Raw genomic sequence first — 13,927 nt, forward strand, 5'->3', positions numbered from 1 at the left:
ATAGGCTTCTACTGCTGTAGTCAGTAGTACGCTGACCGCGACACCCCCTCGGAAGGAAGCACGTGACAGAGGCGACGGCGCACCGCGTCAGACCGGCGGGCGATCCACTGCGCCGCGCGCTCGAACTGCTCGGGGATCAGTGGACGTTGCTGATCCTGCAGAGCCTTTTCCTGCGCTTCCGCCGCTACGAAGAACTCCGGCTACGGCTCGGGATCTCCCCCACCGCGCTGTCCGGGCGGCTGCGCGCGATGGTCGAGGCGGACGTGCTCGTCCGCACGCCGTACCGGGACGCGCGCCGCACCCGGCACGAGTACCGGCTCACCGAACGCGGCCTCGAACTGTGGCCGCTGCTGATCTCGATCTGGGCCTGGGAACGGGAATGGGTCGAGGGGCGGCGCGCCGTCCTGCCGACGCTGATCCACCTCGACTGCGAACTGGCCACCTCGGCACCGCTCGGCTGCGCCGCCTGCGAACGGCGGGTCGACGCCCGCGACGTCCGCGCGCGGCGGCTCGACGACACCGGCGTCGTCGAAGCGACCGCGTCGAAACGCTTCCGCCGCAAGGACGCCGACTCCCTCGCGGGCGACCCGCTGATGTTCTTCCCGGACACCATGGAACTTCTCGGCGACCGGTGGTCGACCGGGCTCGTGGTGAGCGCGCTGCTCGGGGCACGGCACTTCTCGGAGTTCGAACGCGAACTCGGCATCGGGCCAAGCGTGCTTTCGGGACGGCTGTCGAAGCTCGTGGACGTCGGCGTGCTGCGGACCGGCACCGCGAAGACCCGCACCGACGCGCACGACTACCGGCTGACGGCGAAGGGGCTCGCGTTCTTCCCCGCGCTGGCCTTCATCGCCGAGTGGTCACGGGGTTTCGAGGTCCCTGGCCAGGAGCCGGACATCACGCTCGACCACGTGGACTGCGGCAACCGGCTGAAGCCGATCCTGCTGTGCGACCACTGCTGGCGGCCGCTGCTGCGGAACCGGGTCCGGTTCGGCGGCCCGGTCCAGCTGCCCACGCCGCCCAGGTGACGTAAATCGACTCGCCAAGCCGGTCGGTTCCTGACAGGGTGAGAACGTCACATGTCGTCACCTCGGAGGTAGCAATGACTGAACCGGCACCGTCCCCAGCGGATGGCGAAGAGGACGACACCAAGCGCAAGTTCCGCGAGGCCCTGGAGCGCAAGCAGGCACAGGCCCGCTCGGGCTCCGCGCACGAGAACGCCGGCGGGAAGAACCTGCACGCGCACGGTCCGGCGGCGAACAAGCGCACCTTCCGTCGCAAGAGCGGCTGAGGTCTCACGCCTGGGCGAACATGCCGCGAAAGCCACTTTCGGGACATCTGGTGTCCCGAAAGTGGCTTTCGCGGCATCCGGGCCCTGTGGCGGCGCGGAGCTGAGGTTGCGGGCGTTGCGAAAGCCACTTTCGCAACGTTGAAGGTTGCGAAAGTGGCTTTCGCAACCCCCGGCCTCAGCTCCGCGCCGTTCCGGGAGGCGGCACGGCAAAGGTCCCTTCCTGGCGAAATTCGCAAGGAAGGGACCTTTCCTGGCGTTCAGGGAGGGAGCGGCTACACGGTCAGGATCGACCGCAGCCCGCCGACCTCGGCCATCCGGCGCTCGGCCAGCCGGTCGGCCGCCGTCGCCGGCGGCACGCCGTCGGCCTTGGCCAGCGCGAACACCTCCTTGGTGGTGTCGAAGATGGCCGTCGTCTTGCGCTTGGCGCGCGCGAAGTCGAAACCGTGCCGCTCGTCGTCGACCTGGATCACGCCACCGGCGTTGACCAGGTAGTCCGGCGCGAAGAGGATGCCGCGGTCGTCGAGCTGCTTGCCGACGCCCGGATGCGCGAGCTGGTTGTTGGCCGCGCCGCAGACGATCTTGGACCGGAGCAGCCCGACGGTCTCGTCGGTGAGCACCCCGCCCAGCGCGCACGGCGCGAAGACGTCGAGCTCGGTGCGGATCAGCGTGTCGAGGTCTTCGACGACCTCGACACCGGGGTACGCCGCGCGGGTGCGTTCGATCGCGGCGGGCGAGACGTCGGTGATGACCACCTGCGCGCCCGCCTCGATCAGATGCCCGACCAGGATGTGCCCGACCTTGCCGACCCCGGCGACGCCGACCTTGCGGCCCGCGAGGTCCGGGACGCCCCAGACGGCGTCCGCGGAGGCACGCATGCCCTGGTAGGTACCGAAAGCGGTGAGCACCGAGGAGTCGCCGGCGCCGCCGTTCTCCGGCGAGCGGCCCGTGACGAACTCCGATTCGCGGGCGACGATGTCCATGTCCTGCACGTAGGTGCCCACGTCGCAGGCGGTGATGTAGCGGCCGCCCAGCGACTGGACGAACCGGCCGAAGGCGCGAAGCAGCGCTTCGGTCTTGTGCTTCTGGGGGTCGCCGATGATGACGGCCTTGCCGCCGCCGAGGTCGAGCCCGGCGAGCGCGTTCTTGTAGGCCATCCCCTTCGACAGCGCGAGGACGTCCGCGAGCGCGGCGTCTTCGGATTCGTAGGGGTAGAACCGGGTCCCGCCGAGCGACGGCCCGAGCGCCGTCGAGTAGATCCCGATGATGGCCTTCAGGCCGGTGGCCTGGTCCTGGCAGAAGACGACCTGTTCATGGCCGGTACCTTGGCCGAACACTTCGGTCACTGTGGTGACTCCTTGTCCTGGGATGCACGCTGCTTGTGGCTCACGTGCGAAGTTCCTGCAACAAGGCACGGTCCCCGACGAAGGTCGTCCGGCGGCGACGGTGCCACATCGCAAACCTAGATCGCCCCGGTCCGTTCGCCAAGCCGGGGGCGAGCCGTCTCAGCCGTCGACGACCTCTTTGAGGACGTGGAGCGCGGAGTCGAGCTGCCGGTCGGACAGATACGGCGCCGGCCCGAACCTCAGGTACGCGCCTCGGCTGTCGGTCCGGACGCCGCGTTCGTCGAGGGCGGCCTGCAGCGCTCCGGCGTCGGCGCACTTCAGCGAAAGGAATCCGCCGATCCGGTCCAGCGGCGTCTCCCGGTCACGGGTGATGACGTCCTCGGGCAGCCCCAGCTTGTCGAAGCCCTCGGCGAGGTAGCCCACCTGATGCCGCGAAACCTCCCGCAGGAACTCGGGCGTGAGCCCGTGCTCGGCGAAGAACCGGAAGACGCGGGCGCCCCGGTAGTGGCTCGTCGGGTCGTAGGTCGCTCCGGCGAACCGGTCCGATCCGGAGGCGTACGCGGTCTGGCCGGGACGGCGCTCGTCCGCGAGCGCGCCGAACTCGGCGTACCAGCCGGTGACGACCGGCCGCAGTTCCTGCGCGTGCGCGGGCATCCGCAGGAAGCAGTTGCCCTCGCCGAGCTGGAGGTACTTGTAGCCGCCGCCGAGCACCCAGGCGTTGGTGAGCCCGAGGTCGTGCAGCGAGAACGGGACGACGCCGAGCGCGTGGTAGGCGTCGACGACGAGGTTCACCGACTTCGCGAGGCAGACGTCGGCGAGATGCGCGAGACCCGGCACGAGGCGGGAGGTCTCGAACAGCACGGCCGAGACGAGCACGGCGGCGGTGTCTTCGGTGACCTCGGCCGCGACGCGTTCGGCCAGCGTGGCGACCGGCGCCGCGGGGACGCGGACCACCTCGACCCCTTCTTCGGCCAGCCTGCCGAGCTGACGGCGGAGCGTGTGGAACTCGCCGTCGGTGGTGACCAGCCGCGGGCGGCGCGGCAGGTCCATCGCCGAGAGGAACCGGATCACCAGGTCGTGTGTGCTGGCGCCGAGCGCGATGTCGCCGCGCGGGTCACCGAGCAGCGCCCGGAACCCGGCCCGCATCTCGTCCGCCTTGGCGAAGGCCCGCGCCCATTTGGTGTCGACCTCTTCGGCGGCGTCGGCGAAGGCTTCGAGAACACCTTCGCGTGCGACGTCCGGCCAGGCCTGGTGCGAGTGCCCGGTCAACAGCATCCGGTCCGCCACACCGAATTCCGTGTAGTGCGCCGCGAGCGCGTTGGGATCGCGGCGGAGATCGTCGAGGTTCGTCAAAGCCTGCTCCGCACAGCCCAGAGATCCGGGAACATCGGGGAGAAAAGCGTCGTACGCAGATAGTGCGCTCCCGACGAACCCCCCGTCCCGGTCTTGTCTCCAATGGTCCGCTCGACCATCTTCACGTGCCGATACCGCCACTCCTGCATCCCTTCGTCCAGATCGACCAGGTGCTCCGCCACGACGGACGGCCCGGTGTCGTCGCGGTAGACCCGCAACAGAACTTCTTGGAGCGCCGGAGAGGGTTCGAGTGGCTTGGTGACATCGCGCCCGGTCGGGACGTCGTACCCCTTCACCGCGAGGTAGGTGACGAAGGAGTCGAAGAGCGACGGCCGTGCCATCGCGTCCGAGATCTGGGCACGCTGGTCACCGCCTTCGGGGTAATGCGCGAACACCCGCTCGTCCCGGCGGCCGAGGACGGCCTCCAGAACACGGAACTGGGCCGACTGGAACCCGCTCGACGCGTCGAGTCGCGCACGGAAACTGGTGAACTGGCTCGGAGTCATCGTCTCGAGCACATCGATCTGCGCGACCACCACCTTGAAGATAGTCAGGATTCGCCTCAATGTGCGGACGGCGTGAGCGGTGTTACCCGCTTCGAGCTGCTCCTGCAGGTAAAGCGCCTCGTGGAGAACTTGTTTGAACCAAAGTTCATACACTTGGTGGATCACGATGAAGAGCAATTCGTCGTGCTCGTCGGACCGGGGATGCTGCGCGTCCAGCAATTCGTCCAGTGAAAGGTAGGACGTGTAACTCAATGCGGCCTGAGTGTCGTTCATTTTTCTGTCACCTCGTCGAAATGGCGTTGCGCCGCCGGGGCCAGCGCGTGATAGAGATCGTGGAACACCTCGACCGCGGCCGCCCGGCTCGGCGGAGCGGGCACCAGCCCGACCGGGAGCTCCGGATCGAGTGACGGGAAGGCGCGGAACGTGTGCGTCAGCCAGGTTCGGACCCGGAACGCCTCGGCGTCGGGCAGGTCTCCCGGATACCCACTGAAATCCCGGACGAACGCGTCGTACCGCGCGGCGAGGCCGTCGAGGTTCCACGCCCGCGCGGCGAAGCGCCGGACGTCGAGGCCCGCCGACGGTTTCCCGAGCATCAACCCGGCGTGTTCGGAGACGTCCAGCTCCTCCAGCAGGGCGAGCACCTCGGCCTCACGATCGTGCGGGGCGATCCAGGTGCCGTCCTGGACGGGCCCGAAACCTAGGAAGCGCAGCCGCCGCACCAGCCGTTCCCTGGCCTGGCGGCGACTCTCCGGGATGCTCTGCCACAGCACGGTCCACTCCCCGACCTCGCGTTCGCGCCTGCCGAGGGAGAAGATCCGGCGGTCGCCGTCCTCCAGGAGCGCGATCGTGCGGCGGGTCAGCGAGTAGTGGACGAGCCTGCCCGCCTTGTGCCGCGCGAGCAGGTCACGGCGGGCGAGCCTGGCCAGCGCGATCCGCGCGGCGCCGTCGGAGAAGCCGAGCCCGGCGAGCACGCCGACCAGGCCGCCGGACCAGACACGGCGGCTCTCACGCGGCGACACGTAGGTGCCGAGCAGCGTCATCACCAGTTCCTGGGGACCTGGGTCGCCGTGGGGCGCGGCCGGTTCGGGCATACGAGCAACTCTATACACCTCAGGCCGCTGCGGTGTAGCTTGACTCGGGTGACGTACTTCGCGGAGTTGAGCTCACCTCAGGTCGCCGCGCTCGCGTCCGACGAGCGCGTTCCCGTGCTGTTGCTGCCGGTGGGCGCCGTCGAGCCGCATGGACCGCACGCGCCGCTGGGCACCGATCCCCTGATCTCACGCGGGATGTGCGAACGCGCCGCCGCGCGGCTGGCGGGTGATCCCGGTGTCCGGGTGCTGATCCTGCCCGAGGTGCCGTACGGGGTGACGCGGTTCGCCGCCGGGTTCGCGGGCGGAATCTCGATCGGCGAAGAGACCCTGTACGCGCTGCTGACCGAGATCTGCGGCGCGCTCACCGAGCAGGGCCTCACGCGAATCCTTCTGGTCAACAACCATTTCGAGCCGGCGCATCTGGCGGTGCTGCGGCGCGTGGCCGAGGCGGCGGGCGTCGGCTTCGTCGACCTGGTCCGCCGCCGGTACGCCGAGCGGCTCACCGACGAGTTCCGTTCCGGTGAATGTCACGCCGGGCAGTACGAAACGTCGCTGGTGCTCGCCGACCGGCCCGATCTCGTCGACGCCGCCGTCCAGCGCGACCTACCGCCGGTGCACGTCGACCTGGCGCGCAGCGATGCCGCGGACTTCGTCTCGGCCGGGATGACCGAGGCCTACTGCGGCACGCCCGCCCAGGCGACCGCCGAAGAAGGCGAGAAGACCTTCTCGGCGCTCACCGACATCCTGGTCGAAGCGATCCGAGACCTCGTATGACCTTCAATCTGGCGACCCATTTCGTCGACCGGCTCCCCGGCGAGCGGACGGCGTTGCTGTGCGGTGACGAGGAAGTCACCTACGCGGAGCTGGCGGCGCGGGTGAACCGGGCCGGGAACGTGCTGCGGGACTTGGGTGTCCGAAGTGGACAGCGGGTCCTGCTGGCGCTGAACGACGGCGTCGAGTTCGTGTCCGTCTGGTACGCGGCGCAGAAGATCGGCGCGGTCACCGCCGAGGTCTATTCCTTCCTCCAGGCCAAGGACTACGCCTACTACCTGGACTACACCGAGGCCGTCGTCGTCATCGCGGACGGCTCGACGTTGCCCGCGCTGCGGGAAGCCGGCGCGCGGAACCTGCTGGTCGTCGGCGATGTCGCGCTGGAGCCCGGCGAGCACTCGTTCGACTCGCTGGCCGCCTCGGCGTCGGCCGAACTGGAGCCCGCGCCGACCACGCTGGACGACGTCGCGATCTGGAAGTTCACCACCGGGAGTACCGGTTCCCCCAAGGCGTGCGTCCACCCGGCGCGCAGCGCGCTGGAAAGCTTCGACCGGTACGCGCTCGGCGTGCTCGGCCTCCGCGAGGACGACCGGGTGCTGGCCGTGCCGAAGCTGTTCTTCGGCTACGCGCGCGATCTGACCGCGTTGTTCCCGTTCGGCGTCGGCGCGTCCGGGATCGTGTTCCCGCAGCGCAGTACCGCCGATCTGCTGTTCTCGCTGATCGAGCGGTACCGGCCGACGATCCTGGTGAACGTGCCGACCATGATGAGCGCGATGATCGCCCATCCGGCGGCGTCTACTGTGGACATGAGCTCGCTGCGGCTCTCGACGTCGGCGGGCGAGGCGCTGCCTTCGGAGCTGCATCGCAAGTGGGACAACGTGTTCGGTGTCCCGGTGATCGACGGGATCGGCTCGTCGGAGGCGTACCACATCTATCTGTCCAACGTGCCCGGCGCGCAGCGGGTCGGCAGCCTCGGCCGCGAGGTGCCCGGCTACACCGCTCGTGTCCTGGACGAGAGCGGCGATCCCTTACCGGATGGGGAGATCGGCACCCTGGAGGTGTCCGGGCCGACCATCGCCCGTGAGTACCACGGCGACGCGGAGAAGACCGCGCGGACGTTCCACGGCGACACGCTGCGCACGAGCGACCTGTTCAGCCGCGACAGCGATGGGTACTTCCACCACCACGGCCGCGCGGACGACCTGCTGAAGGTGTCGGGGGTGTTCGTCGCGCCGAGCGAGATCGAAGACTGTCTCATCGGCCATCCCGCGGTCGTCGACTGCGCGGTACTGGGCGTGACGGTCGACGGCCTGGTCGTCCCGCGGGCGTGCGTCGTCCTGGCCGAGGGCGCTTCCGCGACGGCCGAGGAACTGAAAGACCACGCGCGCGCCCACCTGGCGAAGCACAAATACCCGCGCGAGGTGGTGTTCGTGACCGAACTCCCCCGCACCGCCAACGGAAAACTCGATCGGCGCGCGTTGCGCCGGGTGGAGGCAGAGTGAGCAGGATCGTCGTCGTCACCGGCGGGACCCGCGGGATCGGCGCGGCCATCGCCGCACGGTTCCGGGCCGCCGGCGACAAGGTGCACGCGCCCGGCCGGGCCGACTGCGACGTCACCGACGAAGCCGCCGTCGCGCGGTACTTCGACGGTCTCGGCGCGGTGGACGTGCTGGTGAACAACGCCGGGATCTCGGCGAGCGCGCCGCTGGCGAAGACGTCGCTGGAGCAGTGGCGCACGCAGATCGAGGTCAACGCGACCGGCGCTTTCCTGTGCACACGGGCGGTTCTGCCCGGGATGCGGTCGCGCGACACCGGCCGGATCGTCACCGTCGCCTCGACGGCGTCGCATATCGGCTATCGCTACACGGCCGGGTACACCGCGTCGAAGCACGCCGCCGTCGGGCTGATGCGGGCGACCGCCGCGGAACTGGCGGGCACCGGCGTCACCGCGAACGCCGTCTGCCCGGCCTTCGTGCGCACGGACATGACCGCCGCCTCGGTCGCCCGGATCCAGGAACGGACCGGCCGCGACGAAGCCGATGCGGAGGCCGCCCTCGCCGCCGCGTCGCCGCTCGGCCGTCTGCTCGAACCCGACGAGGTCGCCCACGCGGTGACCTTCTTCGCGGCACCCGAAGCCGCCGCGATCAACGGACAGACACTCGTCCTCGATGGAGGTGGGATCCAGTCATGAGCCCGTTCCGCGCCACGCCGCCGATCACGACGGACTGGGAGCACTTCGAGTTCACCGTGGACGACGGCGTCGCCACGGTCACCCTGAACCGCCCCGACAAACTGAACGCGCTCACCTTCGACAGCTACGCCGACCTGCGCGATCTGCTGGCCGAGCTGCCGCACCGCGGCGACGTCCGGGTGCTGGTCATCACCGGACAGGGGCGTGGTTTCTGCTCCGGCGGCGACGTCGAAGAGATCATCGGCGAGTTGCAGAAAATGGAGTCCGCGGAACTGCTGGAGTTCACGCGGATGACCGGCGCGGTGGTGAAGGCGCTGCGGGAGTGCCCCATTCCGGTGATCGCCGCGGTGAACGGTGTCGCGGCGGGCGCGGGTTCGGTGATCGCGCTGGCGAGCGACTTCCGGCTGCTGGCGTCGTCGGCGAAGTTCGCCTTCCTGTTCACGAAGGTGGGCCTGGCCGGTGCGGACATGGGTTCGGCGTACTTGCTGCCGCGTCTGGTGGGCCTGGGCCGGGCGACCGAATTGCTGATGCTGGGCGACAAGATCGACGCGGCTCGCGCGGAGGCGATCGGGCTGGCTTCCCAGGTCGTTCCCGACTCCGAGTTGGCTTCCGCCGCCTCTGCTTTGGCGCGGCGTTTGGCCGATGGGCCGGCGTTGGCGTACAGCACGACGAAGGTGCTGCTGACGCGTGAGCTGGACATGGATCTGGGGAGCTCCATCGAACTGGAGGCGATCACGCAGGCTTTGCTGATGACGGCGAAGGACCACGGGGAGTTCTATGCGGCCTGGACGGCTGGGCGTTCGCCCCAATGGACCGGCCGGTGAGCTCTTCCCCTCTTCCGCAGTTAGTCGGCTAACTGCGGCGACCCCCGGTCGTGACCGGACCGGCGAGGCCCGACTGTGTGGATTTCGGGACGTTAGATGACCTGAAACCCACACAGTCATGCCTGAACGGGCCGGTCATGCACCCGACGCTCCGCGATCAGTCGGCTAAGTGCGGGGAAGAAGCACCAGCCGCGCCCAAGAGACGTTCGGCCAGTACCCGGCACCGCTCCCCCAATTCCGCCGGTTCGATCACCTCGAACGCGTGCCCCAGCACCACCACGTGCATCAGCAGGAAGTCGAGATCCCCAGCTCCACTCAGCACCTCGCACCGCGAACGGCCCCGTTCCCGCACCACCGCCGCCGACGCCGGAATCTGCGCCCGCACAACGGGAGCGGGCGCGTGCACCAGGAATCGCGCCTGGTGCCGGTAGACCCGGCTCGCGATGTTCTCCTGCACGTAGGCCGCCGCGTCGGGTGCCGGGCGCGGGCGGAAACGCCACGACCGCGCGGAAACGCCGGTCATCCTGTCGACGCGGAAGGTGCGCCAGTCGTCGCGGTCAAGGTCGTAGGCGAGCAGATACCAGCGCCGCCCGGAAGCCACCAGCCGATACGGCTCGACCCGCCGCACCGTGGAACCCGAAGACGGGTATTCGAAGGCCGCTTCGACCTCGTCGCGACACGCGCGGGCCAGGGTCATGAGCACGTCGGGGTCGATCGGCGCGCGGCTTCCGTCGAAGGCGACCACCGAGCCGGACAGCGCGCTCACCTCGCGGCGCAGCCTGGTCGGCAGCACCCGGTCGAGTTTCGTCAGCGCCCGGAGCGCGGCCTCCCCGCTGCCCGCGCCGGCGAGCAGCGACACCGCGGTGGCGATCGCCTCCTCGTCGTCCAGCAGCAGCGGCGGCATGTCGTGGCCGGGCCCGAGCTGGTAGCCGCCGCCGACGCCGTTGCTCGCCTGCACCGGATACCCGAGCGCGCGCAGGCGTTCGACGTCGCGCCGGATCGTGCGCGCCGTGACGCCGAGCCGTTCGCCCAGCTCCGGGCCGGTCCACACCGCGCGCTGCTGCAACAGGCCGAGCAGGGTGAGCACCCGCTCGGTCGTCCCGCGCTCGTCCTCCATGTCAGACACTGTGCCAGAGATAGCGGACCGATCCTGTCCGCTAGGCGTGTCAGACTTCTCCCATGAACCGCAAGAGCCGCGAATTCCAGGTCAGCTTCGACGCCCACGACCCGAAAGCCCTCTCGACCTTCTGGCGTGACGCCCTGGGCTACGTCCACCCCGGCCCTCCCGGCGTGGAGGTTCCCGAAGGCACCGATCCGCTGGACGCGTGGGACGAGTTCCTCGAACGGGTCGGAGTGCCCGAGGATCAGCGCAACACCCGCTCCGCCCTCGAAGACCCGGACGGCGAAGGGCCGAGGATCTTCTTCCAGCAGGTCCCGGATGGCAGTTGCATCGGAGACGTAAGCGGCTCAACATGGACCCATGACCAGGTACGTTGCACTGTACTGCCGGATTTCGGTTGACCGCTCTGGCCGCAAAGAGGGTGTCCAGGCTCAAGAGCGATGGGGGCGGGCGTACGCCGAGAAGACATGGCCGGGTGTTCCTGTTCGCGTATTCCCAGACAACGACCTGTCAGCAGCGGCCGACGACGTAGTCCGGCCCGGCTATGACGCATTGCGTGCTGCGATCGAACGTGGCGAGATCGTCCATGTGTGGACGGTGGAACAGTACCGGGTAGAGCGTCGCGAAATTCAGTGGTTCGAGTTCGCCGCGATAATGGACGCGGCCGGTATCGGCGAGCTCCACACCAACCGGGACGGCATTGTCCGGGTGCGAGACGACGTAGCCGGAATCAAGGCCGTTTTGGGCGCGGGCGAAGTACGCCGTCTCAAGGGGCGGATCAACGACATTTTGGCGGACAAAGCCGCGTTGGGGCAGCCCCCGGGGAGTCACACGTTCGGCTATCGGCATTCGAAGACCGAAGATGGCACCAAGACTTACGAGCAGATACCCGAGCAAGCGGCGGCCATCCGACAGGTTGCTGAATGGGTGCTTTCGGGGTGGTCGTTGGCGAACATCGCGAAGCAGTTGCAAGAGCGCGGATTGCGGGGAGCACACGGAGGCAAGATCGGCCCCAATGGCGTTAAGAACATGGTGACTGTTCCAACAGTGGCGGGCCATCGAGTGTACCGAGGTCAGATCGTCGCTAAAGGCAATTGGGAACCGATCTTGGATGAGGAGACGTGGCAGGCATGTCGGCTCAAGCTGTCTCAGCCGCGCCGGGTGAAACGTTCCGACGGCAAGGGCACTTATGAGATCAGCGAGCGTCACCAGGGCAATTCGACTGGTCGCAAGTATCTGCTGACGGGCGGTCTAGCGGTGTGTGGCGTCTGTAAGCATCGGCTGACGGGCGCGCCAAAGAAGATCGGGAAGAGGCGGGTTCCGTATCTCAGCTGTCACCCCAACCTCGGCGGCCGTGGATGTGTCGGAATCATCCTGGAGAGGACCGAGGAGGTTGTCGTGGACCGACTCTTTGACGAACTCGACAAAGACGACTTCCTGAACGCGATCGCAGCCGATGAGCACGGTTCGCGCCGGGAGGAGATCACTAAGCAACTCGCAGCACTTGACCGTCAGCGCGCGGAGTTGGCGACGTTGTGGGCAACCCCAGGAGAGTTGACCATGACAGAGTGGAATAAGGCGCGGAGCACGATCGCGAAAAACGAACAGCGCTTGCGCACGGAGTACGCGGAACTGCCGCCCCCGGTGATCGATGTGGACATTCAGGGTGCGCGCGAAGCATGGCCGGATATGACCTTGGACGAACAACGCGCGTTCGTGCGCCTGTTCATCGAGAAAGTCACCGTGCACCCTGCAACGCCGGGTACGTTCCGGACGTATGACCCGGAGCGAGTGAAAGTAACGTGGCGATCGCTACGGCGCACACCAGCCGATCCCCGCTGATCAGAAACCGTCGGTTCGCTGGGCATGAAGACTACCCAGCCCATCCAAATCTTCGTCGTGGTCGCTTGCCGCATGCTGAGCATTCCGGGAATCGTGGCCGTAAGGTGGCGTCTGTGAGACACGTTTCGGGTTCTCGCTCCACACGCCCCCAATGTCGGCGAGCACACCGGCTAGCGGGTTTTCAATATCCGCGCTCGCTAGTCGCACAGCTTCAATAGGGTCGTCTGGGGCGGACGGCAAGTGTTTCGATTGCATGTACCGGGAACTGACGTTCGGCCCCGCAGGAACGAGGGCGAAGTACTGGCCGCGCTCGCGACCTTCGCGGGGCGTGTAGCCGTACTCTCGACCTGCGGCGTCCTGAACTACCAACTGATCACACCAGACGACCACCTCAAGGTGATCAGGCCAGCGGTGCACCACCTCACCGAACAATTCGGCCGCCTCATCACGCGAGACCTTCCGCGTCATGCCCTTCTCCCTCCCCTGCGTTCTTGTGGACTCGCTCCGCAGCCCCAAGGATAGGGCTTTGCGGAGCCTTCCGGACCTGCGCGCGTTTCGGGCCGTCCGAAGTGAGGCGAGCTAGCTGCTCATCAAGCCACGACGCGGCGATGCCGTCCCAGTAGTCCCGTGTTGCTCCTGACGGAGGCTCAACGTCGATAGTCTTGCTGTAGAGCTGCACAGGCCATCGCCGGTGGTCGTCAGGCATGACCCAAAACTCACAGATCACGTGCATGGTTGATATCCGATCACAAGATGCCCTTGCCCGAGTTGCTGTCTGAGTGTCAGTTCGCCGAGTTGCGGGCCGGGCGCGGTGGTCGGCGTGTCGTCCAAGACGGACCCGAATTCCAGACGGCACGCGTTCACGACGCTGGTGATGCGATCCGGCTCGAACCGCACAGCGCTACCGGGGACCGACAGGCGCGTGACGTAGTCGCGGGGGTTGGTGACCTCGGCGGCCAGTGCCAGGAACGCGCCTGGACAGTCCACCGCGCTCCGCGCAGTGGCGAATGCGGCCGCCGCTTCCGGGCTGAAATGAAAGCAAAAGTCGGCGGCGGCACTGGTTCCGGATGCCGCCGCTTGTCGGCCGCCCGTGGCCTGATCTGACAGTCGGACGGCCAAGTTCCATACCAGTGCGTTCGGGGTGGGCGGCAGAATCCGCGCGACCGCTTCCGCATGAGCTTGATTTAGTTCGTCCTGTGTCTGGCGGGTCTCCTCGGCCGCGTGCACGGCCAGCATGACCGAACCGGCCGTCACCAGGGCCAGCCCGAGGACCAGCGCCCCGAGCGTCTGTGATCGGCGGGTGCGGAGTCGCAAGTGGACGGCGGCGATCATCGCGGCGACGACCAGGATCGCTCCCGCGATCACGGCCCACCACCACGGGTCCACATAGGTCAACAGCCACACCGCGACCACGAGCAGCGGCACCGTCAGCCGCCACGCCAGCGGCACGCCGCGCCCGAGCAGCAGCATGACGACCAAGCCGCCGACGCCGCCGAACAACCAAGGCCACATCTGCCAGCCCGAGAGCCCCCACGCGACCAGTGCCAGCAGCAGCGCCACCCCGAGCGCGGGGTATCTGAGACCCCGCTCAATGG

At 68.1% G+C, this 13,927-nt stretch carries 14 protein-coding genes and 1 pseudogene; 8 read left to right on the forward strand and 7 right to left on the reverse strand.

What is annotated here, in order from left to right:
• The first annotated feature begins 62 nt into the window (after positions 1-62).
• Together NQK81_RS14135 and NQK81_RS14140 are read left to right on the forward strand one after the other, a co-directional pair.
• Positions 63-1,028, forward strand: a complete 966-nt coding sequence (locus tag NQK81_RS14135) for a winged helix-turn-helix transcriptional regulator (RefSeq protein ID WP_257488555.1) — start codon at positions 63-65, stop codon at positions 1,026-1,028.
• 74 nt (positions 1,029-1,102) lie between these two features.
• Positions 1,103-1,291, forward strand: a complete 189-nt coding sequence (locus tag NQK81_RS14140) for a DUF5302 domain-containing protein (protein WP_076164687.1) — start codon at positions 1,103-1,105, stop codon at positions 1,289-1,291.
• A gap of 272 nt (positions 1,292-1,563) precedes the next feature.
• Here the strand turns inward: NQK81_RS14140 and NQK81_RS14145 are convergent, their stop codons facing one another.
• The 4 genes from NQK81_RS14145 to NQK81_RS14160 form a co-directional block, all read right to left on the reverse strand.
• Positions 1,564-2,634, reverse strand: a complete 1,071-nt coding sequence (locus NQK81_RS14145; protein ID WP_126735538.1) for a Glu/Leu/Phe/Val family dehydrogenase — start codon at positions 2,632-2,634, stop codon at positions 1,564-1,566.
• Positions 2,635-2,793: 159 nt separating this feature from the next.
• The gene (locus tag NQK81_RS14150; RefSeq protein WP_257488556.1) at positions 2,794-3,987 is read right to left on the reverse strand and encodes a PLP-dependent aminotransferase family protein; all 1,194 of its coding nucleotides are present in this window, start codon (positions 3,985-3,987) and stop codon (positions 2,794-2,796) included.
• Positions 3,984-4,766, reverse strand: a complete 783-nt coding sequence (locus tag NQK81_RS14155; protein ID WP_257488557.1) for a tryptophan 2,3-dioxygenase — start codon at positions 4,764-4,766, stop codon at positions 3,984-3,986. Before NQK81_RS14155 ends, NQK81_RS14150 begins: the two co-directional genes overlap by 4 nt.
• Complete coding sequence (locus NQK81_RS14160; RefSeq protein WP_126735532.1) at positions 4,763-5,584, reverse strand: PaaX family transcriptional regulator; 822 nt, start codon at positions 5,582-5,584, stop codon at positions 4,763-4,765. Before NQK81_RS14160 ends, NQK81_RS14155 begins: the two co-directional genes overlap by 4 nt.
• Positions 5,585-5,632: 48 nt before the next feature.
• On the opposite strand from NQK81_RS14160, the gene NQK81_RS14165 reads away from it, so the two are divergent.
• Genes NQK81_RS14165 through NQK81_RS14180 form a run of 4 tightly spaced genes read left to right on the forward strand, consistent with a single transcriptional unit; the run spans position 5,633 to position 9,370 of the window.
• Positions 5,633-6,358, forward strand: coding sequence for a creatininase family protein (locus NQK81_RS14165; RefSeq protein ID WP_257488558.1), 726 nt, complete (start codon positions 5,633-5,635; stop codon positions 6,356-6,358).
• Positions 6,355-7,857 carry a benzoate-CoA ligase family protein gene (locus tag NQK81_RS14170; RefSeq protein WP_257488559.1) on the forward strand — a complete coding sequence of 501 codons (1,503 nt, stop codon included), beginning with the start codon at positions 6,355-6,357 and terminating at the stop codon, positions 7,855-7,857. The genes NQK81_RS14165 and NQK81_RS14170 overlap by 4 nt, the downstream gene beginning before the upstream one ends.
• Positions 7,854-8,546: an SDR family NAD(P)-dependent oxidoreductase gene (locus tag NQK81_RS14175; RefSeq protein ID WP_257488560.1), complete on the forward strand. Its 693-nt coding sequence runs from the start codon at positions 7,854-7,856 to the stop codon at positions 8,544-8,546. The genes NQK81_RS14170 and NQK81_RS14175 overlap by 4 nt, the downstream gene beginning before the upstream one ends.
• Positions 8,543-9,370, forward strand: a complete 828-nt coding sequence (locus NQK81_RS14180; RefSeq protein ID WP_257488561.1) for an enoyl-CoA hydratase family protein — start codon at positions 8,543-8,545, stop codon at positions 9,368-9,370. Before NQK81_RS14175 ends, NQK81_RS14180 begins: the two co-directional genes overlap by 4 nt.
• Positions 9,371-9,527: 157 nt before the next feature.
• Here NQK81_RS14180 and NQK81_RS14185 read toward each other — a convergent pair whose 3' ends face one another.
• Positions 9,528-10,487, reverse strand: coding sequence for a helix-turn-helix transcriptional regulator (locus NQK81_RS14185; protein WP_257488562.1), 960 nt, complete (start codon positions 10,485-10,487; stop codon positions 9,528-9,530).
• A gap of 62 nt (positions 10,488-10,549) precedes the next feature.
• Between NQK81_RS14185 and NQK81_RS14190 the strand changes: the two are divergent.
• Positions 10,550-10,813, forward strand: a pseudogene (locus NQK81_RS14190) (VOC family protein); the annotation flags it as partial.
• A gap of 37 nt (positions 10,814-10,850) precedes the next feature.
• Positions 10,851-12,332 (forward strand): recombinase family protein, encoded by a 1,482-nt coding sequence (locus NQK81_RS14195; protein ID WP_257488564.1) that lies wholly within the window; start codon positions 10,851-10,853, stop codon positions 12,330-12,332.
• Here the strand turns inward: NQK81_RS14195 and NQK81_RS14200 are convergent, their stop codons facing one another.
• Together NQK81_RS14200 and NQK81_RS14205 are read right to left on the reverse strand one after the other, a co-directional pair.
• On the reverse strand, positions 12,333-12,800 hold the full coding sequence (locus NQK81_RS14200; RefSeq protein WP_257488565.1) for a hypothetical protein: 468 nt from the start codon (positions 12,798-12,800) through the stop codon (positions 12,333-12,335).
• 255 nt (positions 12,801-13,055) lie between these two features.
• On the reverse strand, positions 13,056-13,892 hold the full coding sequence (locus NQK81_RS14205; RefSeq protein ID WP_257488566.1) for an MFS transporter: 837 nt from the start codon (positions 13,890-13,892) through the stop codon (positions 13,056-13,058).
• Positions 13,893-13,927: the final 35 nt, after the last annotated feature.

The organism is Amycolatopsis roodepoortensis, assembly GCF_024628825.1.
Classification (GTDB): Bacteria; Actinomycetota; Actinomycetes; order Mycobacteriales; family Pseudonocardiaceae; genus Amycolatopsis; species Amycolatopsis roodepoortensis.

What these genes read in the sequence shown, in the direction of transcription:
- NQK81_RS14140 (WP_076164687.1), top strand. Translation starts at nt 1,103, where the DNA reads ATGACTGAACCGGCACCGTCCCCAGCGGATGGCGAAGAGGACGACACC.
- NQK81_RS14200 (WP_257488565.1), bottom strand. Translation starts at nt 12,800, where the DNA reads ATGACGCGGAAGGTCTCGCGTGATGAGGCGGCCGAATTGTTCGGTGAG.
- NQK81_RS14185 (WP_257488562.1), bottom strand. Translation starts at nt 10,487, where the DNA reads ATGGAGGACGAGCGCGGGACGACCGAGCGGGTGCTCACCCTGCTCGGC.
- NQK81_RS14180 (WP_257488561.1), top strand. Translation starts at nt 8,543, where the DNA reads ATGAGCCCGTTCCGCGCCACGCCGCCGATCACGACGGACTGGGAGCAC.
- NQK81_RS14155 (WP_257488557.1), bottom strand. Translation starts at nt 4,766, where the DNA reads ATGAACGACACTCAGGCCGCATTGAGTTACACGTCCTACCTTTCACTG.
- NQK81_RS14160 (WP_126735532.1), bottom strand. Translation starts at nt 5,584, where the DNA reads ATGCCCGAACCGGCCGCGCCCCACGGCGACCCAGGTCCCCAGGAACTG.
- NQK81_RS14195 (WP_257488564.1), top strand. Translation starts at nt 10,851, where the DNA reads ATGACCAGGTACGTTGCACTGTACTGCCGGATTTCGGTTGACCGCTCT.
- NQK81_RS14170 (WP_257488559.1), top strand. Translation starts at nt 6,355, where the DNA reads ATGACCTTCAATCTGGCGACCCATTTCGTCGACCGGCTCCCCGGCGAG.